General features: G+C 74.1%; 21 protein-coding genes. 4 read left to right on the top strand and 17 right to left on the bottom strand.

Going from position 1 to position 22264, the window contains the following annotated elements; translation table 11 throughout:
• The 4 genes from egtB to M2302_RS04665 all read right to left on the bottom strand — a co-directional run bounded on the left by egtB (position 1) and on the right by M2302_RS04665 (position 4148).
• On the bottom strand, positions 1-1338 hold the full coding sequence (egtB, locus tag M2302_RS04680; RefSeq protein WP_280836744.1) for an ergothioneine biosynthesis protein EgtB: 1338 nt from the start codon (positions 1336-1338) through the stop codon (positions 1-3).
• Positions 1335-2570: an ergothioneine biosynthesis glutamate--cysteine ligase EgtA gene (gene egtA, locus M2302_RS04675; protein ID WP_280836743.1), complete on the bottom strand. Its 1236-nt coding sequence runs from the start codon at positions 2568-2570 to the stop codon at positions 1335-1337. Before egtA ends, egtB begins: the two co-directional genes overlap by 4 nt.
• Positions 2571-2722: 152 nt before the next feature.
• Positions 2723-3496: a hypothetical protein gene (locus M2302_RS04670; RefSeq protein ID WP_280836742.1), complete on the bottom strand. Its 774-nt coding sequence runs from the start codon at positions 3494-3496 to the stop codon at positions 2723-2725.
• 16 nt (positions 3497-3512) lie between these two features.
• On the bottom strand, positions 3513-4148 hold the full coding sequence (locus M2302_RS04665) for an RNA polymerase sigma factor (protein WP_280836741.1): 636 nt from the start codon (positions 4146-4148) through the stop codon (positions 3513-3515).
• Positions 4149-4675: 527 nt separating this feature from the next.
• On the opposite strand from M2302_RS04665, the gene M2302_RS04660 reads away from it, so the two are divergent.
• Together M2302_RS04660 and M2302_RS04655 are read left to right on the top strand one after the other, a co-directional pair.
• Complete coding sequence (locus M2302_RS04660) at positions 4676-6061, top strand: serine/threonine-protein kinase (RefSeq protein WP_280836740.1); 1386 nt, start codon at positions 4676-4678, stop codon at positions 6059-6061.
• Between the two features lie 103 nt (positions 6062-6164).
• On the top strand, positions 6165-7427 hold the full coding sequence (locus tag M2302_RS04655; protein WP_280836739.1) for a nucleotide sugar dehydrogenase: 1263 nt from the start codon (positions 6165-6167) through the stop codon (positions 7425-7427).
• A gap of 56 nt (positions 7428-7483) precedes the next feature.
• Here the strand turns inward: M2302_RS04655 and M2302_RS04650 are convergent, their stop codons facing one another.
• The 10 genes from M2302_RS04650 to M2302_RS04605 form a co-directional block, all read right to left on the bottom strand.
• On the bottom strand, positions 7484-9964 hold the full coding sequence (locus tag M2302_RS04650; protein ID WP_280836738.1) for an ABC transporter permease: 2481 nt from the start codon (positions 9962-9964) through the stop codon (positions 7484-7486).
• A 5-nt stretch (positions 9965-9969) separates the two neighbouring features.
• Positions 9970-10746: an ABC transporter ATP-binding protein gene (locus M2302_RS04645; protein WP_280836737.1), complete on the bottom strand. Its 777-nt coding sequence runs from the start codon at positions 10744-10746 to the stop codon at positions 9970-9972.
• Between the two features lie 148 nt (positions 10747-10894).
• Positions 10895-11560 carry a response regulator transcription factor gene (locus tag M2302_RS04640; protein ID WP_280836735.1) on the bottom strand — a complete coding sequence of 222 codons (666 nt, stop codon included), beginning with the start codon at positions 11558-11560 and terminating at the stop codon, positions 10895-10897.
• Positions 11557-12786 (bottom strand): histidine kinase, encoded by a 1230-nt coding sequence (locus M2302_RS04635; RefSeq protein ID WP_280836734.1) that lies wholly within the window; start codon positions 12784-12786, stop codon positions 11557-11559. Before M2302_RS04635 ends, M2302_RS04640 begins: the two co-directional genes overlap by 4 nt.
• Positions 12787-12812: 26 nt before the next feature.
• Entirely contained in the window at positions 12813-13460 is a 648-nt protein-coding gene (locus M2302_RS04630) for a pentapeptide repeat-containing protein (protein WP_280836733.1), read from the bottom strand.
• A 26-nt stretch (positions 13461-13486) separates the two neighbouring features.
• Positions 13487-14077: a hypothetical protein gene (locus tag M2302_RS04625; RefSeq protein ID WP_210778739.1), complete on the bottom strand. Its 591-nt coding sequence runs from the start codon at positions 14075-14077 to the stop codon at positions 13487-13489.
• Between the two features lie 125 nt (positions 14078-14202).
• A complete protein-coding gene (locus tag M2302_RS04620) occupies positions 14203-14904 on the bottom strand; it encodes a hypothetical protein (protein ID WP_280836732.1) in 702 nt (233 codons plus the stop codon).
• Positions 14901-15242 (bottom strand): type VII secretion target, encoded by a 342-nt coding sequence (locus M2302_RS04615; RefSeq protein ID WP_280836731.1) that lies wholly within the window; start codon positions 15240-15242, stop codon positions 14901-14903. Before M2302_RS04615 ends, M2302_RS04620 begins: the two co-directional genes overlap by 4 nt.
• A gap of 4 nt (positions 15243-15246) precedes the next feature.
• Positions 15247-15654 carry a YbaB/EbfC family nucleoid-associated protein gene (locus M2302_RS04610; RefSeq protein ID WP_280836730.1) on the bottom strand — a complete coding sequence of 136 codons (408 nt, stop codon included), beginning with the start codon at positions 15652-15654 and terminating at the stop codon, positions 15247-15249.
• A gap of 184 nt (positions 15655-15838) precedes the next feature.
• A complete protein-coding gene (locus M2302_RS04605) occupies positions 15839-16516 on the bottom strand; it encodes a DUF305 domain-containing protein (RefSeq protein WP_280836729.1) in 678 nt (225 codons plus the stop codon).
• Positions 16517-16654: 138 nt separating this feature from the next.
• On the opposite strand from M2302_RS04605, the gene M2302_RS04600 reads away from it, so the two are divergent.
• Positions 16655-18130 (top strand): hypothetical protein, encoded by a 1476-nt coding sequence (locus tag M2302_RS04600; protein ID WP_280836728.1) that lies wholly within the window; start codon positions 16655-16657, stop codon positions 18128-18130.
• A 59-nt stretch (positions 18131-18189) separates the two neighbouring features.
• Here the strand turns inward: M2302_RS04600 and M2302_RS04595 are convergent, their stop codons facing one another.
• Positions 18190-19185, bottom strand: a complete 996-nt coding sequence (locus M2302_RS04595) for a linear amide C-N hydrolase (RefSeq protein WP_280836727.1) — start codon at positions 19183-19185, stop codon at positions 18190-18192.
• A 114-nt stretch (positions 19186-19299) separates the two neighbouring features.
• On the opposite strand from M2302_RS04595, the gene M2302_RS04590 reads away from it, so the two are divergent.
• Entirely contained in the window at positions 19300-19521 is a 222-nt protein-coding gene (locus M2302_RS04590; RefSeq protein ID WP_280836726.1) for a DUF2188 domain-containing protein, read from the top strand.
• A gap of 109 nt (positions 19522-19630) precedes the next feature.
• On the opposite strand, the gene M2302_RS04585 is transcribed toward M2302_RS04590, so the two are convergent.
• Together M2302_RS04585 and M2302_RS04580 are read right to left on the bottom strand one after the other, a co-directional pair.
• Complete coding sequence (locus M2302_RS04585; protein ID WP_280836725.1) at positions 19631-20563, bottom strand: PfkB family carbohydrate kinase; 933 nt, start codon at positions 20561-20563, stop codon at positions 19631-19633.
• A 96-nt stretch (positions 20564-20659) separates the two neighbouring features.
• Entirely contained in the window at positions 20660-22261 is a 1602-nt protein-coding gene (locus M2302_RS04580) for an asparagine synthase-related protein (protein ID WP_280836724.1), read from the bottom strand.
• Positions 22262-22264: the final 3 nt, after the last annotated feature.

The following is a 22264-nucleotide window of genomic DNA, read 5'->3' as shown; positions in this document are numbered from 1 at the left end:
TCACCCGTGCGCCTCCTCGGGCCGGGCGTCGCGGGCGCAGCGGAAGCCGCTGAAGATCTGCCGCCGGATCGGGTAGTCCCAGTTGCGGAACGTGCCCCGGCAGGCCGCCCGGTCGGTGCCGAACGAGCCGCCGCGCAGCACCCGGTAGTCGTCGCCGAAGAACACCTCGGAGTACTCCCGGTACGGGAAGGCCGTGAACCCGGGGTGGCCCCGGAAGGTGCTCGACGTCCACTCCCAGACGTCGCCGATCAGCTGGTGCACGCCCAGCGGCGAGGCGCCCGCCGGGTACCCGCCCACCGGCGCCGGCCACAGGTGCCGCTGCCCCAGGTTGGCGTGCTCGCCGGTCGGGTCCTCGTCGCCCCACGGGTACCGGCGGGAGCGGCCGGTGCCCGGGTCCCAGCGGGCCGCCTTCTCCCACTCCGCCTCGGTGGGCAGCCGCCGTCCCGCCCAGGCCGCGAAGGCCTCCGCCTCGTACCAGCAGACGTGCACCACCGGCTCGTCGTCGCGGACCGGTGACCACCGCCCGAACCGCCGGTACGCCCAGCCGTCCCCGTCGCGCCGCCAGTGCATCGGCGCGGTCAGTCCCGCCTCGCTACGGTGCCGCCAGCCGGGCCCGCTCCACCAGCGCGGGTCGTCGTACCCGCCGGCGGCGATGAACTCGCGGTACCGGCCGTTGGTGACCGGCGTGGCGTCGATGACGTACGCGGGCAGCTCGACGGTGTGCGCGGGGCGCTCGTTGTCCAGCGCCCACGGGTCGGTGGAGGTGCCCATCGTGAACCGGCCCGCCGGCACCAGCACCTCGTCGGCGACCCGTACCCGGGCCTCGGGCGGCGGGGGCGCGTCCAGGACCGCGGGCCCGGCGCGCAGCTGGTGGGTGGCGAGCATCGTCTCGTCGTGCTGCTGCTCGTGCTGCACGATCATCCCGAAGGCGAAGCCCTCGGCGACCAGCGGACGGTCGGTGAACCGGATGCCGTCCAGCAGGTCGAACACCTTGTCCCGGACCGTCGACACGTAGGCGCGCGCCTCGGCGGGAGGCAGCAGCGGCAGCGACGGGCGGTCCTTGCGGGGCTGCTTGAACGCGTCGTACAGGTCGTCGATGTCGTGGCGGACCGGCTCGCGGCCGCCGACGTCGCGCACCAGCCAGAGCTCCTCCTGGTTGCCCACGTGGGCCAGGTCCCAGACCAGCGGGGACATCAGCGGGGAGTGCTGGCGGGTCAGGTCGTCGTCGTCCACCGCCTCGGTGAGCAGCGCCGTACGGGCCCGGGTCCGCTCCAGCTCCGCCGCGATCCGGCTACGCAGCACCTCCGCCTGCGTGTCCGGCTGTTCGGTGGTGGTCACCGGTGTCCCCTCTCCGCGGCGGCCCGTCGCCGCCGGATTCCTCGGCTCGTCTCGTCGTGGGTGCCCGGCGGCAGGTCCAGCCGGGGCAGCGCCTCCAGCGCCAGGTCGAGCAGGGCGGCGGCCGCCACGGCCAGCGGCGGGTCGGCCAGGCCGTACCGGGCCGCGGCGTGCCAGCGGTCGGCCACCGGCGCGGCGATCGCGCGGGCGGACCGCGCGGTGTCGGCGCGGTCGAGCAGCGCGGTCAGCACGGCGAGCGGGAGGATCCAGCCGGGACCGGGCTGGGCGTCCAGGTAGCGCACCTCCAGGTAGCCCCTCGGGCGGACCGGCGGGAACAGGGTGCTGACGTGGTATTCCAGGTCGTCGGTGGTCGGCGGGCGGGGCAGCGCCCCGTCGATCCAGTCGGCGAAGGTGATCCCCGGTGGCGGGGTCCAGTCCGGCCCGTCGTGGCGCAGGCAGAGCAGCGGCGCGGCCAGCGCGTACTCCGTCCAGGCGGCGACCGGTTCCTCGTCGGGCCGCCGCGGCGACCAGACCGGCCGGGTGCGGGCCGGGTCGATACCCAGCCAGGCGGCCATCCGCGCGGACGCCCAGCCGGTCCGCCGGCCGGCGTGCCGGTCGGCGGTGGCGAACGCGGCCACCAGCGGCGGCCCGACCATGTGCGCGGTGGCCCAGCGGGCGGCCAGCTCGGCCGGTTCGCCCGCGTCCAGGCAGACCTGGAGGCCGGCGGTGCTGTACATCATGGTCCGCCCGGCGGGGCCCCGGCGGTCGAAGACGCAGCGCATCGCGCGGTAGCGGGAGGTCTCGACCACCGGCTGCGGGACCCGCCACGGGTCGATGCCGCTGCGGCCGAGCACCAGCCCGGCGCGCTCCAGCAGCGCGCTCAGCTCGGCGATGTCGGCCTCGGTGGCCAGGATCAGCGCGGCGACCGACGGTCGGGGCGCGGTGGACACCTCCACCTGCCCGCCGGGCTCCACGGTCACGCTGCTGCCGTGCCGGAGCGGCTGGGCGGGGCTGGTGTCGTCCAGGGTGACGGGGCTGTGCCGCCCCAGCGCCGCCCGCAGCCGCTCCCGGTCAACCGGTCGGGCGGGGTCGGCGGCGTCGTGCACGGTCCATTCCAGTTCGACGCCGGTGTAGACCGGTGGCCCGGTCTTGAAGCAGATCCGGCCCAGGTGGGCCGCGGCGGCGGCCTTCTCGCCCAGCACGGTCGTCCGCTTGAGCTCCGGGGACGTCACCACGAAACGGTCTCCTCCCGACCGGGGACCCGGCGACACTGCCGGCGCGGGCGGCATCGACCGTCACCGGCCGGCCGCCGCGTCTCACCATCTTCTGTCTAGCAGACGGAATCCGCCGCCCCGGGCGGGAAAAAATTTCTGTGAAGCCTTTTCGACTACTTCTTCCGACTTGGGCGGGCGTCCGGAGTCGGCGCGGCCGGGGCCGCGGGCGAGCGGGACGGCTTCGCCTCCGGCGATTCGTCCGCGCCCGGGGCCTGCTCCGGAAGCAGTTCCCGGCAGTACGCCTCGACCTTGCCCGCACCACCGGCGGCGGCCACCAGATCGGCGAACGCGGGGCTGCGCAGCGCCTTCTCGCGCTGCGCCGCCGGCCTCGCCAGGTACGCCCGGCACTGCCCCGCCAGCTTCCCCTCGGAGGCCGGCTTCCCGGAGGCGCCGGGCCGGCCGGAGGGGGACGCGGCGGAGGGGCCGGCACCCGGGGTGGGCGCGCCGGTCGTCGACCCGCCACCGGACGAGGACGGCGCCGCCGGATCGGAACCGGATCCGCCCGGCACGGAGGCGGACGGCCGGGGCGCCGGCTCGTCGCCGCGGTCGAGGGTCACCGCGGCGAAGGCGGCGCCGGCCGTGGCGGTGGCGGCGATGCCGGCGACCCAGGCGACCACGCCCGTGGTCACCCGTCGCCGGCGCCGGGACGGCGGCGCGGGCGACGGGGCGGACGCGCCCGCCGCGCGGGCGGCCCGGAACCCGGCCAGCGCGGCCTCCTCGCCGGCCAGCTCACCCGGGCGGGCCGGGGCGGCCGCGGCGGAGAGCAGCCGGGCGAGCGGGTCGTCGCCCGCGGGCGGCGCGTCGGCGGTCCGGGCGGCGTCGAGCAGCCGCTCGGCCTCGGCCCGGTCGGCGGGCCGCTCGGCGCCGTCGGAGCGGCGGAAGTTCATCCAGTTTCCCCTCACGTCATCCGTCCGCCGGCTCGGCGTGGGAGGTGCTCGGCGTCTGCCGGCCCCGCCGCGGGTGGGGCGGGCCGGTCCGCTCGTCGCCACCGGACGGTTGGGGCAGGTCCTGACGTTCCAGCAGCGCGGCGAGCCGGCGCAGGCCGCGGTGCGCGGCGGTGCGGACGGCACCCGGGCGGCGCCCGAGCACCCGGCCGGCGGTCTCGGCGTCCAGCCCGATCACCGCCCGCAGCAGCACCGCCTCGGCCTCCCGGGGCGGCAGCGTCGCGATCAGGGCCAGCGCGGCCTCCGTACCGATGGTCTCACCGGCCCGTTCGGCCGTGTCCGCGTCCCCGGCCAGCTCGCTCAACGCCTGCACCGGCACCGGCAGCGAGGGACGGCGACGCTGGCGGCGCAGGTGGTCCATCGCCCGGTTCCGGGCGATCGTCACCGTCCAGGCCCGGAACTCCCCGCCGGTGAAGCTGGGCAGGTCCCGGGAGATCTGCAACCAGGTCTCCGAGGCGACGTCCTCGGCGTCGGCGCCGACGAGGGCGGTGAGATACCGCAACAGACCCGGCTGGAGGCTGCGGTACAGGAAGCGGAAGGCCTCCTCGTCGCCGACCTGCGCCGCGGCCACCGCCTCGCTCAGCTCAACGGTCATGCGTCCGCCGCCCCCGCCGTGACCGGCAGGCCGTGCGTGACGCACCCCCGGTGCGGCAGCCGGACCCCCTCGCGCACCAACAGCCCCCCGCTGACCCCATCGCACCCTGCCGAGCGGCCGGGCGGCATGTCTGACACACGCCGCGACAATACGGCGGTCGGCCGAATGCCGCACCGGCACCATGGGCTGGCCCGAGTCGCGCTAACGGTAGGAGTCAATGGACGGGTGGACAAGTCACCGCCTAGCGGAGAAAGAGTGAGAAATATCTAGCTAACAATCGGCGAGTCCGCGTGACGGAAAACGACTGCGGGACGCTCCCGGCCAGGTCATCGCGGTCCGGACGTCCCCGGTGGCCCCGTACGCCCGGCTTGCTGCGGCCACCCGCGGCCATTGTGACAGTCGGTCCGGTTCTCGTCACCCTCCGTTCGCCACGCCGTGGCGGCACCGGTACCGGTGCCGCCCTGGTGCCGGACGCGACGGGGAGATCGCCATGAGTTCTTTTCTGCTCCTCTGGGTACGGTATTCGGGTGTTGTCATCGGAAGTCGTGCTCAGCGGTCGCTACCGCCTGGACGAACGTGTCGCCACCGGCGGCATGGGCGACGTCTGGCGTGCTACGGACCTGATCCTGGGCCGCCAGGTCGCGGTGAAGGTGCTGCTGCCGGCGCTGGTCTCCGACCCCGACTTCATCGCCCGGTTCCGCGCCGAGGCGCGGATCATGGCCGCCCTGCGCAACCCGGGCATCGTGCAGGTCTTCGACTGCGGCGAGGACCGCCTCGCCGACGGCGGACGCGCCGACTACCTGGTCATGGAGTTCGTCGAGGGCGAGCCGCTGTCCCGGCGGATCGAGGCCGCCGGCCACCTGGACGTCGCCGAGACGATGTCGATCGTCGCGCAGGTCGCCCAGGCGCTGCACGCCGCGCACGCCGGCGGGATCGTGCACCGCGACGTGAAGCCGAGCAACCTGCTGGTGCAGGAGGACGGCACCGTGGTGCTGGTCGACTTCGGCGTCGCCCGGTCGACCAACGTCACCAGCATCACCAGCACCAACGCGGTGCCGGGGACGGCGCTCTACATGGCGCCGGAGCAGGCGTCCGGCCGTCCCGTCTCCGCCGCCACCGACATCTACGCGCTCGGCGCGGTCGCGTACTGCTGCCTCACCGGCGGGCCGCCGTTCACCGGCGACAATCCGCTCCAGGTCGCGGTGCGGCACCTGGACGACGAGCCGCCGGCGCTGCCGGAGGAGATCCCGGCGCCGGTGCACGCGCTGGTGTCGCGGGCGCTGGCCAAGGACCCGGCCGACCGGTTCGCCACCGGCGCCGAGATGGCCGCCGCGGCCCGGGCCGCGCTGAGCGACAGCGACGCGGCGACCGCGTTCGTCCCCCCGGCGCTGCGTGGCGCGGCGGGCCCGGCGACCACCACCCGGGGCGAGGTGCCGATGCTCCCGGCGGCCGCCACCGTGGCGCGGACGCGGGGCCGCGGTCGGCGCGGCTCGCTGGTCGGTGCGCTCGCGGCGGTGCTGGTGGCACTCACCGCGCTGGGCGCGGCGCTCGGCGCGGCCAGGGAGACCGGCGACGGGGCGACCAACATCAAGAGCACCTCGCCGGCCGTGGCGCCCAGCGAAGAGGGGGAACCGTCGGCGATTCCCGAGGAGACCGCCACGGGTCAGCCGAGCCGGCCGAACCGCACCTGGAACCCGCGCAACCGGCCCTCGGCCACCGTCACGGTCACGCCGTCGCCGGGGCCGAGCGGATCGGCGGAGCCGCAGCCGACCTCGGTGCCGACGACCACGCCGGCCGGCCCGCCGACCACCACGGCGCCACCCGATCCGGTGCCGACCACCACGGCACCGCCCGATCCGGTGCCGACCACCACGGCGCCTCCGGACGGGAACCCGCCGCTGGCGGGCAGCTGACGGATTCGACACCGCCACCGCCATTAGCCGCAAAATCGGACTTTAAGCCTCATACAGGCCCTAAGCTCCCGGGCAGGAGTCACTTACTGCCACGGGAGCGAACGTGCGCGTTGAGAAGCTGGTCGTCATCGGTCAGGGGTACGTCGGTCTGCCACTGGCGATGCGTGCCGTCGAGGCGGGGCTGGACGTGGTCGGCCTCGACGTCGACGCCGACCGGGTCAAGCGGCTCGCCACCGGCGAGTCGTTCGTCGAGGACATCACCGCCGACCGACTCGGCCGGGCGCTGGGCAGCGGCCGCTACCGGCCGAGCACCGAGTACACCGACGCCGAGGGCTTCGACATCTGCGTGATCACCGTCCCGACCCCGCTGCGCGACGGCGCTCCCGACCTCAGCTACGTCGAGCAGGCCGGCCACGGCATCGGCCCGTACGTCCGGGCCGGCTGCACGGTGGTCCTGGAGTCGACCACCTACCCCGGCACCACCGAGGACGTGCTCCGGCCGCTGCTGGAGTCGGCCAGCGGCCTGCGCAGCCCCGGCGACTTCCACCTCGGCTACAGCCCGGAGCGGATCGACCCGGGCAACCGCACCTGGCGGCTGGAGAACACCCCCAAGGTGGTCTCCGGCGTCGACGGCGCCTCGTTGCGCCGGGTCGACGACTTCTACCGGCGACTGGTGGAGCGGACCGTGCCGGTGGACTCGACCCGGGTCGCCGAGCTGACCAAGCTGATCGAGAACACCTTCCGGCAGGTCAACATCGCGCTGATCAACGAGCTGGCGATCGCCTCCCACCACCTGGGGATCGACGTCTGGCAGGCGATCGACGCCGCCTCCTCCAAGCCGTTCGGCTTCATGCCGTTCCGGCCCGGCCCGGGTGTGGGCGGGCACTGCCTGCCGATCGACCCGTGCTACCTGTCCTGGCAGGTGAAGCGGACGATGGGCCGGCAGTTCCGGTTCATCGAGCTGGCCGACGACATCAACCACCAGATGCCCGAGCACGTGACCCAGCGGGTGACGGCCGGGCTGAACCGGGTGGGCCGCTCGGTCAGCGGGGCCCGGCTGCTGCTGCTGGGCCTGGCGTACAAGAAGAACACCGGCGACATGCGCGACTCCCCCGCCGTGGACGTGGCCCGGCGGCTCAACGACCTCGGCGCCGACGTGCGCGCGGTCGAGCCGTACGCCGAGCCGCAGCACATCCCCGGCGGGGTGACCGTGGTCGACCTGACCGAGCGGGAGGTCGCCGAGGCCGACGCCGTGGTCGTGGTGACCGACCACGACAGCTTCGACTACGACCTGGTGACCCGGCACGCCCGGTACGTCTTCGACACCCGGGACCGCTGTCGGGGCGCGGTGGTGGAGCGGCTCTGATCCGTGCGGTGGGGGGGGGGGGGGGCCCCCCCCCCCCCGCCCCCCCCACCACCGGTTCACTCCGCGCCGAGTGCCTCGACCACCGGCCGGCCCAATGCCCGGCGGGCCGGCAGCACGGAGGCGAGCAGGGCGGCCAGCACCGCCACCGCGAGCAGCAGCCCGAGCCGCCCCCAGGGCAGCACCAGGGTGAACTCCCCGCCGATCTTCGCCACGAAGGCCATCGCCCCGGCGCTGACCCCGGCGCCCAGCGCCATCCCGAGCACCGCCCCGACCAGCGCCATCAGCACCGCCTCGACGGCCAGCATGGCCCGCATCCGGCCCCGGGTGAGGCCGACCGCCCGCAGCACGGCGTTCTCCCGGGTCCGTTCCACCACCGAGAGGCTCAGCGTGTTCGCCACGCCGACCAGGGCGATCACCACGGCCAGGCCGAGCAGCGCGGTGACGAAGGCCAGCAGCATGTCGACCGTGCCGGTGAGCATCTTCTTGTAGGCGGCCTGGTCCATCAGGTTGACCGTCGGATACCGGGCGACAACGGTCTCGACCGCCGCCCGGGCCTGCTCGGCGGGGACCCCGGCGGCGGGGTCCACCTCGGCGAGGAAGCCCCGCTGGGTCGGGAAGAGCCGGGCGAAGTCGGCGTCGACCATGTCGACCACGTGTCCCTCGGCCACCCCGGTGGCGGCCTGGGCGGCCTCGTCGGCGGTCACCACCGCGGCCACCCGGAAGGACCGGCCGGCGAGCGTCACCGGGGCGCCGACGGTCCAGCCGCGCGCCTCGGCGAGCTGCCGGTGCACCAGCACCGCGCCCGGGCCGAGGTCGCCGTCGTCGCCGGCCACCGTGCCGGTCAGGGTACGGCCGACCAGCGCCGGATGCGCGGCGCGGATCTCCACCCCGTCGACGACCCGGCTGCGCCGCTCGTGCACCACGCCCAGCTCCGGCCGGGCGGCCAGCTCGTCGGCGAGTGCCGCCGGCAGGTCGCTGCCGACGCCGGTGACCAGGTAGTCGACGCCGATCTGGGCGTCCACGGCGCGTTCGATGCCCACCTTCACGCTGCCCGCGCCGACGACGAACGCCGACACCAGACCGATCCCGATCACCAGCGCGGTGGCGGTCGCCGAGACCCGGCGCGGATTGCGGACGGCGTTGGCCACGGCCAGCCCGGCGGTGGCGCCGAGGAGCAGCCGGGCGGGCGCGCCGAAGAGCCGGACCAGGGCGGGCACCAGCACCGGGCCGTAGAGCACGATGCCGAAGAAGGTCAGCATCCCGCCGAGGGCGACCAGCGCGATCTGGCCGACGGTGGCGGCCACCGCGAGCGCGGCGACCCCGGCGGCGAAGACCAGCGCGCCGATCGTCAGCCGGACCGGGCCGGCGCGGCGGGTCACCTGCACGGCGGCGTCGGTCAGCGCGGCCACCGGGGCGACCCGGGTGCCCTGCCAGGCGGGTACGCAGGCGGCGGCCACGGTGATCGCGGTGCCCAGCGCCACGCAGAGCAGCACCGTCGAGCGGGTCAGCAGGACCTCGCCGGTGAACGGCAGGTCCAGCGTGGACAGCCCCGCCGCCAGGCCGGCGGCCAGGCCGGCGCCGGCCAGCACGCCCAGTGCTGAGGCGCTCAGCCCGAGCACCGCCGACTCCAGCAGGGTGGCCCGGAAGACCTGCCCCCGGGTGGCGCCGACCAGCCGGAGCAGGGCGGTACGCCGGGTCCGCTGGGCGAGCACGATGGCGAAGGTGTTGGCGATGACGAAGCCGGCCACCACCACCGCGACCCCGGCGAAGGTCAGCAGGATCATGCCGAACTGCTTCAGGTCGCGGACCGCGTCGTCGACCGCGTCGTCGAGGATCTGCTGACGGGACTTCACGGTGGCGCCGGTGGCGGCCAGCCCGGCCACCCGCTCGGCCACCGCCTCGCGGGACGTGCCCGGGGCGACGGCCACCATGATCCGGCCGTACCCCCGCTCCCCGGTCACCGCCAGGGAGTCGGCGCCCACCAGGCCGATGAAGGGTCCGCCGACGTCGCGGGCGGTGCCGGCCACGTCGACGGCGCCGACCAGGGTGTACGCGCGGGCGGCCCCGGTGGAGCCGCCCACCTGGACCGGCGCGCCGAGGGTGAAGCCCTCCTCGCGCACGGTGGACGCGTCGAGGACGACCTCGCCGGGGCGGTCCGGCAACCGGCCGGCGGTCAGGTCGTACGAGCGCAGGGCCGGGTCGGTGGGGATCGCGGCGAGCACCCCGTAGCCGAGCACCGGGCGGCCGTCGGAGCCGACCACCCCGCCGGAACCGGTCAGCTCCCCCTCGGCGGCGGCCACCCCGTCGACCGCGCGCACCCGGTCGACCAGGGCGGGCGGGAGGGGGTCCGTGCCGGCGTACACGCCGAGGTCGGTGTGCCGGTCGAAGGCGCCGGCCCGGTCGTACGCGCCGGCCCGCATGCCGTCGGTGAGCATCAGGGTGCCGGCGACGAAGGCCACGCCGAGCACGATCGCCAGGGAGGAGAGCAGCAGCCGCAGCGCGTCGGCGCGCAACGAACGCAGGGTCAGCCGGATCATCGCGGTCACCGCCCCCGCGCCGGGGCGACCGGGTCGAGGCCGGCGAGCGCGTCCAGGATCCGCTCGGCGGTCGGCGCGGCCAGCTCGCGGACCAGCCGGCCGTCGGAGAGGAAGACCACCCGGTCGGCGTACGCGGCGGCCACCGGGTCGTGGGTCACCATGACCACGGTCTGGCCGAGGGTGTCCACGGCCTCCCGGAGCAGCCCGAGCACCTCGGCGCCGGAGCGGGAGTCCAGGTTGCCGGTCGGCTCGTCGGCGAAGACCACCCAGGGGCGGGTGACCAGCGCCCGGGCGACGGCCACCCGCTGCTGCTGCCCGCCGGAGAGCTCGGCCGGCCGGTGCCCGAGCCGGTCGGCCAGGCCGACCGCCGCCACCACCTGCCGCAGCCAGGCCGGATCCGCCCGCCGGCCCGCGATGGCCAGCGGCAGGAGGATGTTCTCCTCGGCGGTCAGCGCCGGCAGCAGGTTGAACTTCTGGAAGACGAAGCCGATCCGGTCCCGGCGCAGCAGGGTGAGCCGCTTGTCGTCGAGGCGGGCGGTCTCGGTGTCGCCGAGCCGGACGGTGCCCGCCGTGGGACTGTCGAGGCCGGCCAGGCAGTGCATCAGCGTCGACTTGCCCGAGCCGGACGGGCCCATGATGGCGGTGAACCGGCCGGCGGCGAAGTTGACGTCGACGCCGTCGAGGGCGACGACGCGGGCGGCGCCGCGCCCGTACTCCTTGCGCAGGCCGCGGGCGGTGACCGCGACACCGGTACGGGCCGGGACGGGTGGGGCGAGGGACATGCGGAGACTCCCCGTGCAGTCGGTGACCAGGACGTCTCCGACGCTATGGAGCGCCGCCCGCGCCGGCGTCCGCCCGCGCGGTCGAGGTCGGTACGCCCCGGGTCGCCCCCGACCGGGTCGACCCGTACGACCCAGGTCGTAGCGCCGGTCAGCCTCCCGGCGTGACCAGCCCGCTCTCGTAGGCCAGCACCACCGCCTGGACCCGGTCGCGGAGCTGGAGCTTGGCCAGGATCCGCCCGACGTGGGTCTTCACGGTCGCCTCGGCGACGTGCACCCGGCCGGCGATCTCGGCGTTGGACAGTCCCTGCGCGACGAGCAGCAGGATCTCCCGCTCCCGGTCGGTGAGCTGGGCCAGCCGGGGGTCCTCGGCGGGCCCCGGTCCCAACCGGTCGGCGAACCGGTCCAGCAGCCGGCGGGTGATCGACGGCGCGACCACCGAGTCACCGGCGGCGACCACCCGGATCGCGGCGAGCAGCTCCTCCGGGGGCACGTTCTTGAGCAGGAAGCCGCTCGCCCCGGCGCGCAGCGCGGCGAACGCGTCGGCCTCGGTGTCGAAGGTGGTGAGCACCAGCACCCGGGGCGGGCCGGCCGGGCGGTCCCGGCAGATCCGGCGGGTCGCCTCCACCCCGTCCATGGTGGGCATCCGGACGTCCATCACCACCACGTCGGCCTCGGTGCGGGCGAGCAGCCGCAGCGCGTCCGCGCCGTCGATGGCCTCGCCGACCACCTCCAGGTCCGGCTGGGAGTCCAGCACCATCCGGAACCCGGCGCGCACCAGCGCCTGGTCGTCCACGATCACCACGCGGACCGTCATGCCGCCACCTCCGTCCCGGGGGTCGACGGTAGCGGCAGCCGCGCCTCGACCCGCCAGCCCCCGGCCAGCCGGGGGCCGGCGACGAGGCTGCCGTCGTACACGCCGACCCGCTCGCGCATGCCGACCAGGCCGTGCCCGCCGGACGGCGCGGGACCGACCGGCGGGCGGCCGTGCCCGTCGTCGACCACCCGGACCACGACGGCGTCCGGGACGTGCTCCAGGGTGACCGTGACGCTCGCGCCGACCCCGGCGTGCTTGAGCGCGTTGGTCAGCGCCTCCTGCACCACCCGGTAGACGGTGAGGTCCAGGCCCGGGGGCAGCGCGGCCGGTTCGCCGGTGACCGTGTGCCGGACCCGCAGCCCGGCGTCGCGGAACCGGTCCAGCAGCGCGGGCAGTTCGGCGACCGCCGCCCGCCGGTGCTCCGGGTCGGCGGCGACGGCGTCGTCGTCCGGCGGCTCCGCCGTGGCCGCCGGCTCCGCCGGGCTGGGCTCCCGCAGGACGTCCACCAGCCGGCGCATCTCCTCCAGCGCCTGCCGGCCGGTGTCCGCGACCACCTTGACCGCGACGCGGGCGGTCTCCGGGTCCTGGTCGAGCATGTACCGGGCCCCGTCGGCCTGGACGATCATCACGGCCATGCTGTGCGCCACCACGTCGTGCAGCTCGCGGGCGATCCGGGCCCGCTCCCCCGCCACCGCGGCGCGGGCCTCGGCCTCCCGCTCGCGCTCCAGCGTGGCGGCGCGCTCCTCGAGGCTGAGCACGTACAGGCGGCGGGTCCGCACGTTCAGGGCGGCGAGCCACACCCCGCCGGTGACCAGCGCGAAGTAGATGGCGGTGGCCCACCAGGCGGCGTTGCCGACGGTCTGCGAGGCGGCCAGCACCACCCCGATCGCCGCGACGATCCCGGCCAGCACGCCGTCGCGCAGCCGCTCGGCGTACTTGACGACGCTGTAGAGGGCGATCAGCACGCCGACGTCGTAGGCCAGCGGCCCCCAGCCGGCGATCACCTGCGCCATGGCGAGCCCGGCCACCACGGCGGCCACGGCCGACGGGTGGACCCGGCGCCACAGCAGGGCGACCGCCATGGCACAACCGACCAGCGTGGCGGGCAGGCCGCCGGGCTGGCTCACCACGGCGGCCACGGCCAGGAGCGCCACCACGCCGGAGACGAGGACGTCGAAGGCGAGCGAGCGCAGCGGGCGGCCGAAGACGGTGCGGTTCACGGTCACCCAGCGTACGGGTCGACTCCCCGGGGCTACGGCGAGCGAGGTGCCACCCGGATGTCCTGCGCATCCTGTGCGGAGAACCATGCCTCGAGTTCGGCGCCGTCGAGCGACCGGGTCGCGGCCTGATCGACGAAGACCGGGCCGACGACGGTGCCCTTGGCACCCTCGAGCTGGCAGCCGAACATTCGCGCGCCGCTCAGCACCGCGGGCATGTTCGCGCCGCCCAACGTGCACCACCGCAGGCTTGAGAACCTGAGGTCGGCGGCGCGCAGATCGGTTCTGTAGAGCTTCGCCGAATTGAGGATCGCGTGACTGAGGTCGGCCCCCTCCAGAACGGCCTCGTCGAACTGCACCGAAAACAGCCGGGCGCTGGAAAAACGCGCGTTCCGCGCCGTACAGCCGACCAGGTCAGCTTTTGCCAGGTCAGAAAAGGAGAAATCGGCGCCGTCGAGTTCGGCGTTGTTCAGGTTCGCGTCGCCAAGGTTGGCGTCCTCGCACCGCACCCCGACCAGGCAGGAATTGGCCAGGTAGGCGCCCGTCAGGTCGAGGCTGCTCAGATCCGCCCCACGGAAATCGAGAAAGTCTCCCGCCAGGTACGACGCGGTGTCCGAAGAAGGGACGCCCAGCCACTCCTCGAGCGCCGCTCTGGCGTCGGGACTGCCCGGCCAACGGATCACGTCAGCGACGCTCCGCTTGTATCTGCTCACTTGTCAAACACCACCCTGCCGTCCCAGTCCGCTCGACCGGCGACCCGCCTCTTGAGATCGGCCACGGCACTCGGCGACAGATTTTTGGTGTCGATGACGACATTCTGTCCGCCGGTCACCTCGTCGGCAAGTTTCTGCTCGAAATCGTCGCCATTGTAGCGTCCTCTCATTCCCTCGGGCATTGGCTGGCCGGCGTACCGACCGGCGGGGAAGATATCGGCGGGGGCTTTGACGTCCCAGTAGTTTCCGTTGGCGTCGATGAACTCACCCTGATCCTTCTGGAATGCCGGATCGGAGTTGTCGAGTTCGGCACGGCGGATCGGACCTGGGATCTTGCCTTGCGCCTCCGCCTCGAGCCCGACCTCCGCCTCTCGGCGGGACTTCGCGCTGATGTTGCCGTTGTGGGCCGGGTCGGCGGCGAGTTCCTCCAGCCGACGCGCGTACTCGGGGGTGCCGGGTGCGGGAGTGCGGTGACCGTCGTCGTTGCCGCCGGGCCTGCCCTGCCCTGCGCCGGGGTCTCCGCCCGGGCGGCCCTGCCGTGCCTCCTGGGCGGTGATCTCCTGCGCCCTCGTGACGTTGTCGGGCACCTCGCCCGAACCGCGTCGTCGCGGGGTCGGGGTGCCGCTCGCACCGTCACCGTGGCCCGGGTGCGTCGGCCCCGGGCCGTCACCGTGCCCGCCGGGGGGCGTCCTCGGTCTCACCATCGTCCGGCCTAGCCGTTCAGCAGCCGGGCGAGGTTGGTGAGGCTGGAGATCAGGGCGGCGACGTAGGTCGCAATTCGTCCGGCCCACTTCACCACGGCCGCCGCGATCTGCGACGCGATCACCGGGATCGTGACGACGAAGATCGCCTCGACCGCCCAGACGACCACGCGCGCCACCAGGTCGGCGATGAGATCGCGCACGACGTCGCGGGTGAACGCCACCAGGTTTCCGGCGGCCTGGGTGGCCGCGGCCATCGCGGCGGAGATGCCGCCCAGCCCGTCGAGCGCCGTCACGTTGTGCGCCATCAGGCTCCGGTACGCCGTGGCGGCCTGCCCCTGCCAGTGCGGGATGTCCGCGCCCAGGTGCGACTCAAGGTCGGTGGCCATGCTCAGGAGTTCGGCCGCCATGTTCTCCCAGGTCGCCGCGTGCGAGGCCACCACGTCGGGCATTCCGGTGAGGTCGTCGAGGATCTGCCGCAGCGGCTCGAAGTACTCCATCGCCCAGCCCAGCCCGTTGGCCAGCAGCGCGCTGAACGGATCCATCACGGTCGCGGTGACCTCGACCCCGAACGCCGCACCGGCCAGCAGGTCGTCGACCCAGCCCGCGCTGTGGATGGCGTCGACCAGCCCCTGGAAGCTGTCGGGCAGCGCCGCCCCGGTCCACGGTTGGCGGGTGGACCGGACGTCGGCGACCAACGACCCTTCGCTCATCGCGGCAGCCTCGCCGGATCTGCGTCCCACCGGCTCCCCGCCCTGCGGATCGTGCTGTCCGCGTCGGCGTCCGCGTCGTCGTAGTTGTCCGCGGTCGTGCGCAATCCCTTCGCGACCAGGGACAGATTCTCCTCAACGTAGGCGATCAGCTCGTCCTGCCGGGTGTGCCGGTCCTCCAGGACTCCGGAGATCCACCCGCACAGCAACCCGTACGCCGCCTCGTTCTGTGCGATGTGCGCGCTCGCGGCCCTGACCGCCGCGAAGCGCTCGCGCAACACCTCGATGTTGCGCGCGTGCGCGCGGATCTGCTCTGCGTCGACCGCGAACCCGTCCCCCACGCGCTCACCACCCGCGGTGCCGGTCGTCGGAGCCGTCCGCGACCGGATCGGCGCCGCGCAACTGCTTTCCGACGCGCTCGGCGATCGCGCGCGCCGCCGCCGACCCGGTGCCCACGGTGTCGGCGATGATCTCCTGGGACCGGTCGGCCAGTTGCTGTCGGGCCGCACCGATGGTGTCCATGATCGTCCTGGCGACGACCTCGGGTGCGACCCGTTGGATCCGCTGGCCCAACCGCAGATCGACCAACCGCCCCGCGGAGTCGACCGTGACCTCGACCAGACGGTTGTCGTCGGCAGCCGTCGCCCGCAGATCCTGCAGGCGCTCGCTCATCGCCCGGGTGTCGGCCGCCAGTTGATCGATACGGCCCTTCCACTCGGCCAACCGTTCCACCGCGCCGTCCGGGTCCAGCAAGCCGCCCGTCTCTGGAGCACCGCCCGCCATGTATCCCCTCGGTCGCTCGCCGTGATCATGGTCAGGCGGAGAAGGCTAACACGCGGGTGGCGAGGCTCGTGGTCCACTGGGGACGCCGTCCGTGCGGCGGCGGGCCGTCCTCGCGGTCGCCCGGTTCTTCGCCGGCTGGGACCGCCCGGTCGCCTCAGATCAGCTCGCGCATCCGGTCGATCTCGACCGCCTGCTCGGTGGCCACCGAGTTGGCGAACTCGTCGAGCTGCTGGTCGACGCCGACCTTCAGCAGGTCGGTCGCCATGGTGACGGCACCCTGGTGGTGCGCGGTCATCAGCTGCACGAACAGACGGTCGAAGTCGGCGCCCCGGGCGTCCGCGAGCCGCCGGATCGCCTCCGGCGACTGCATGCCGCGCATGGTGCCGTGGTCGTGGCCGGGCACCTCGGCCGGCAGGCCGCGGGCGCTCAGCCAGCCGCGCATCATGCCGATCTCCGGCCGCTGGGCGCCCCTGATCCGGTCGGCCACCGCCCGGATCTGCGGGCTGGCGGCCCGGCCCTCGGCCAGCTCCGCCATCGCCAGGGCCTGCTCGTGGTGCGGGATCATCATCCGCACGAACCAGACGTCCAGGGAGTTGTAGCTGGGCGAGGCGGTGTCGCGGACCTCCGCGGCCGGGCGGGCGACGGCGGACTCGCCGGGGCGGCCGGGGACGATGACGGAGGGGCCGTCATTCGGGGCCGGGGTCGGCGACGCGGTCGATCCGGCGGCCACCGGGGCGGGACGGTCGGTGGGCCGCAGCGCGAGCCCGAGCGCCACCAGCACCACGGCCGCGACTGTGACGACGAGCAGGGTCCGTCCACGTCGGGCGGTCATGCGACTCCCCCTCCGGTCGAGGTCGCAGCGATCGTATCCATTGACGACGACGCTTTTATGTGACGCAGATCACATCGACACCCATCGCCGGAAGGTAAGGTGTCCACAATCATCAACCCCTGTCGAAGGGCTCTGCCGATGATCAGATTTTCCCTCCCCCGACGACGCCAGCTGAGGATCGTGAGCCTGGCCGCGGCCGGCCTCCTGGTGGCGAGCGTGGCCACCGCCCCGGCCGGCAACGCCGCCGTGACGCCCGACGCGGAGGCGGTCGCCACGGCCACCACCGCACAGGCCGCCACGGCCACCCCCACGCTCGGCGTGGACGAGATCTCCAGCAGCCCCAACCTGCGACAGATCGCCAACCTGCCGAAGCAGGCCCCGTTCAACACGTCGGCGGCCTTCAACAGCGACATGGCCTTCCAGGGCCGGTACGCCTTCGTCGGCAACTACGAGGGCTTCGTCATCTACGACATCGCCCGTCCCAGCGCACCGAAGATCGTGTCCCAGGTGCTCTGCCCGGGGTCGCAGAACGACATCTCGGTCTACGGCGACCTGCTCTTCCTCTCCACCGACCAGGGCCGCAGCAACGACTCCTGCACGAGTGAGCGCCTGATCGAAACCAAGCCGGAGTCCTGGGAGGGCATCAAGGTCTTCGACATCAGCGACAAGGCCAACCCGCGCTACATCAAGGCGGTCGAGACCGACTGCGGCTCGCACACCCACACGCTGGTGCCGGCCAAGGACAAGAAGTCCGTCTACCTGTACGTCTCGTCGTACCGCCCCTTGGTGGAGCTGCCGGACTGCCAGCCCCCGCACGATTCCATCTCGATCGTCAAGGTGCCGCTGAAGAAGCCGACCGACGCTGCCGTGGTGGCCATGCCGAACCTCTTCCCGGACGGCGGGTACGAGGGCAGCCCGGGTCACTCGACGACGAGCGGCTGCCACGACATCACCGCGTACCCGTCGAAGGACATCGCCGCCGGCGCCTGCATGGGCGACGGCATCCTGATGGACATCTCGAACCGGGAGGCGCCCCGGGTCATCAACCGGGTGCGCGACACGGTGAACTTCGCCTTCTGGCACTCGGCGACGTTCAACAACGCCGGCACCAAGGTCGTCTTCACCGACGAGCTGGGCGGCGGCGGCGCGGCCACCTGCAACGAGGTCGTCGGGCCGAACCGTGGCGCGGACGCCATCTACGACATCACCGGTCGCGGCGACGCCCGGACGATGGTCTTCCGCAGCTACTACAAGATCCCGCGGGCCAACGCGGACACCGAGAACTGCGTGGCGCACAACGGCTCGCTGATCCCGGTGTTCGGCCGCGACATCATGGTCCAGGCGTGGTACCAGGGCGGCATCTCGGTCTGGGACTTCACCGACTCGACCAAGCCGAAGGAGATCGGGTTCTGGGAGCGCGGTCCGCTCTCGGCCACCCAGCTCACCACCGGTGGCGCCTGGTCGACGTACTACTACAACGGGCACATCTACTCCAGCGACATCCAGAAGGGCCTGGACGTGCTGGAGCTGAACGACTGGCGGACGTGGACGGCCAACCTGGTCCGGTTCCGCGAGCTGAACGTGCAGACCCAGGCCGGCTACCTGAGCTGGTAGGGCCACGTCGGAAGGGCCCGGTCCCCGTCGGGGGCCGGGCCCTTGCACGTACGGCGGGGTCAGTCCATCGGCAGCTGGTAGCGCCGCTCCTTGCCGGTCGCGGTGACCAGGCGCACCTCGCCGCTGCGCAGCCCGTACGTCACCGACCAGCGGGTGTGGCCCTGCCGCACCTGGTCGAGGATCCGCAGCGCCGCCGGGGCGTCCACCCGGGCGCCGGAGCTCTCCAACGCGGCCGCGATGGCCCCGTACCGGCGGTCGGCGCGCCGCTCCTTCTCGGACACCCCGACCACCGGCACGTTGGTCAGCGCCTGCCAGCGGCCCTCGCCGCGCTGGACCCGCATCGTCCCGTCCACGAACTCCACCACGGCCGAGCGGCCGGTCGCGTCGGCGAGCAGGTAGTGCAGCGGCGGCCCGCCGTCGAAGTCCAGGTTGTACCGGCCGAAGACGGCCACCGCCTCGTCGACCGTGGCGGCCCGGTCGAGCACCAGCCGCAGGATGCGCACCGAGCCGACCGTGGGGCGGCCCGGCACCGGCGTGACCGTCGCGTGGTCGTCGGCGGCCAGGCCGACCGCGAGCCCGCGCTCGTTCATGCCGTCGAAGGGCAGCAGCGGCGCGTCCAGCAACCGCCGGTCCCCGGTCGGGTCGGCGCCGATCCCGAGGTACGACAGGTCCACCAGGGACACCGAGGCGTAGCCGTCGGGCGGGTCGGTACGCAGCACCATCGCCGGGTTGGCCGCCCAGTCGAAGTTGCGGGCGAACAGCGGCCGGGCCGGGTCGCCGCTGGCGGCGAAGAGCGAGCAGCCGAACGGGCTCGCCTCGGGCTCCGCGTCGGTGCCGGCCGTCGCGTCGTACCGGCCGACGTAGGTCATCTCGTACAACGGCAGTTTGTCGACCCGGCGCAGGCTGGCCAGGGTGCGCCCGACCTCGTCGGCGTCCTGCCGGGAAGCGGCCGGCACCCGGTCGCCGGCCGGCGCGGGCGGCGTGTCGTCGGTGCCGGCGCAGCCGGTAGTGGCGAGCAACAGGGCGAGCCCGGCGCCCAGGAGAGTCCTCCGCATATCTCCGGAACGCTATGGGAGACCCCGGGGGTTGTCCACCGACCGAAGGCGACACCGGTTTTCCATTTCGGGCATCCGGGTACCTGGATCCAGACGGACGAGAGGAGAGCGCCCATGAAGCGCAACGAATACCACGTGGTGCCGAACGACGGCTCCTGGAAGGTGGAGCAGGGCAGCCGGAGCCTCGGCTCGTACGACACCAAGCACCGCGCGGTCGAGGAGGGCCGCAAGGTGGCACACGCCAACGAGCCGAGCCAGCTCGTCGTGCACACCGCCGACGGGAAGATCGAGACCGAGTACACCTACAAGGACGATCCCTTCCCGCCCGCCGGCTGACCGGCGCGCTCCCTCCGGCGGCCTGCCGGAATCACCTGGGTCACAGGCGGTTCCGGCAGGCCGCCGGTTCATGAGCGGGCACGGGCGTGGGCGGGGCGCCGGTCGCGCCTCAGCCGGCCGGTATCCGGGCGAGCTGCTCGGCGATGGCCGCCTCGGTGAGCTCGGGCCGGCCCCCGGGCCGGCCCACGGTGGCTCCGGCCGCGGCCACGGCGCGCCGGGCGATCTGCTCGCGCGGCTCGCCCCGCAGCAGCCCGGCGGTGAGCGCGGCGACGAAGGCGTCCCCGGCGCCCGTGGTGTCGACGGTCGGGGTCTCGCTCAGCGGCACGAAGAGATCGGCGTCGGGCCAGGCGAAGGCGTTGCCCACCCCGGCCACCTCGACGGCGACCAGGGACGGCCCGCGCCTGAGCAGTTCCCGGGCGGCGCGCAGGCCGCCGGCCGGGTCCGCCGGTGCGGCGCCGAGAAGCAGCCGTGTCTCCTCGGCGTCGGCGCGCAGGACGTCGGCGAGGGGCAGCAGCTCGAGGTCGCCCGCCCGGTCCGTCGGCGCCCCGTCGAGCACCACCAGGCGGCCCGCCCGGCGGGCGCAGCGGGCCGCGGCCAGCGCCGCCGGCAGGGGTTGCTGTAGCTGCACCACCACTGCCCGGGCGGCCCGCAGCAACGGCGCGGCGGCGAGCACGTCCTCGGCGGTGAGCAGGGTGCCCGGCGGCAGATCCTGCACGTAGTGCCAGTGGCCCTTCGCGTCGACCAGGTCGACGATCAGGCCGGTCGGGGTGCCCGACCGGCGGAGCACGGCCCGTACGTCGACGCCGTCGGCACGGGCCTGGGCCAGCAGCCCGTCACCGACCTCGTCGTCACCGAGGACCCCCAGCAGTCCGATGTCGACGCCGAGCTGGGCCAGGCCGACGGCCTGGTTGGCGCCCTTGCCGCCGAGCAACTCCCGCCGGCGTCGCACCGGCGCCGTCCCCGAGGCGGCCGGGAGCTCGTCGACCAGCAGGACGAGGTCCCGGGCCACCTGACCCACCACCATCACGTCCGGTTCCGCCATGCCGGGCTACTACCCGCCCGCGCCGCCGGCATGTCCGTCGCTGCCGGGTACCCGGATCGCCCCGCAAGTGAGGCGTCGCCCGCTCGGGGCCCGGGCTCACCGGACCGGCGCCCCGCGGGTGGGACGCGGCCCGACCAGCCGGCGGACCAGCGGGGCGGCGTTCCACCTCGCCGCCCCGACCAGGTCCCGGGCGTGCTCCAGCACGGTGTAGTCGGGTCGGGCCAGCCCGTCGGCGATGGCCCGGTCCAGGTCGTTGCCGCAGCGGGTGAGCACGCTGTCGAAGTCGCGGCGGACCGGCTCCAGCAGGTCGTAGCCAAACCGGCGGTGCAGCCGGGAGAAGAACGGCCGGTAGAGCCGGGTCCGCTCGTGCAGACCCGAGGAGTACGACATCGGGTTCTTCGGCCGCCGCCGGATGTAGTCGGGCAGGACGTCGGCGAACGCCCGCCGGACGATCCACTTCTCCTGCCCGTCGCGCATCTTGAGCGCCAGCGGCAGCCGCATCGCCAGCTCCACCACGCTGAGGTCGAGGAAGGGCACCCGGGCCTCCACCCCGTGCCCCATGCTGGCCCGGTCGACCCGCTGCAACTCCGTACGGCAGAGGTTGCGGATCTTGTGGAGGAAGAGCCGGCGGGCCCGGTCGGGGCCGACCTGGTGGTACATCGGGTAGCCGCCGAACAGCTCGTCGGAGCCGTCGCCGGTGAGCACCACCTTGATCCCCATCTCGTGCAGTCGCCGGAAGATCGGCACGGTGACCACCGCGTTGATGATGTCGCCGTACTCGGTCAGCTCGGAGATCCGGATCGCCTCCCGGACGTCGGCCAGCCGGATGTCGCGCGGGCGCAGCTGGACCACCTCGTGCGGCACGCCGAGGTCGGCCGCGAGCCGCCGCGCGTACGCCACGTCGGGGCTGTCCGGCACCCCGACGGTCACCGCCACGCAGTCCGGGTGCAGGTCGCGGACGTGCAGCAGCGCCAGCGAGCTGTCCAGGCCGCCGGAGAGCACCACCCCGACGGTGAGGTCGGTGTCCACCCGCATCCGGATGCTGTCGCTGATCGCGGCCCGGACGAGCAGGGCGGCCTCGTCCGGGTCGTCCACCTCGGGCAGTCCCGCGCCGAGGGCGAGCAGGTCGAGGTACGCGCCCAGCTCCACCCGCCCGTCCGGGTCGGCCCAGCCGTGGTGCCCGGGCGGCACCTCGTCGACCGGGGCGCGCAGCCCGACCAGCGCCTTGACCTCCGAGGCGACGTGCAGGCAGCCGGGCGTGCGGGCCCAGTAGAGCGGCTTGACGCCGAGCGGGTCCCGGGCCAGGTAGACCCGGCCCGTGGCGCGTTCGGCGACGGCGACGGCCCACTCGCCGCGCAGCCGGTGCACCGCCCGCTCGCCCCAGCGCAGGAACGCGGCGAGCACCACCTCGGTGTCGCTCGCGGTGCGGAACGGGTGTCCGGCCCGGGTCAGCTCGGCGCGCAGCTCGTGGTGGTTGAAGACCTCGCCGTTGTAGCAGAGGACGTACCGCCCGTCGGCGGAGGTGAACGGCTGCACGGCCCGGTCCCGGTCGACGATTCGCAGCCGCCGTACGCCGGCGAGCAGGCCGTTCTCCTGCCGGGTCTCGGTGACCTCGCCCCGGGGGGTGAGGACGGCGAGCATGCGGCGGAAGATCGCCGGGTCGGCCTCGGGGCCGGCGCTGAGCGCGATGCCGCACATCCG

The organism is Micromonospora sp. A200 (assembly GCF_029893845.1).
Classification (GTDB): domain Bacteria; phylum Actinomycetota; class Actinomycetes; order Mycobacteriales; family Micromonosporaceae; genus Micromonospora; species Micromonospora purpureochromogenes.
This window is presented reverse-complemented; position numbering and strand designations above follow the sequence as displayed.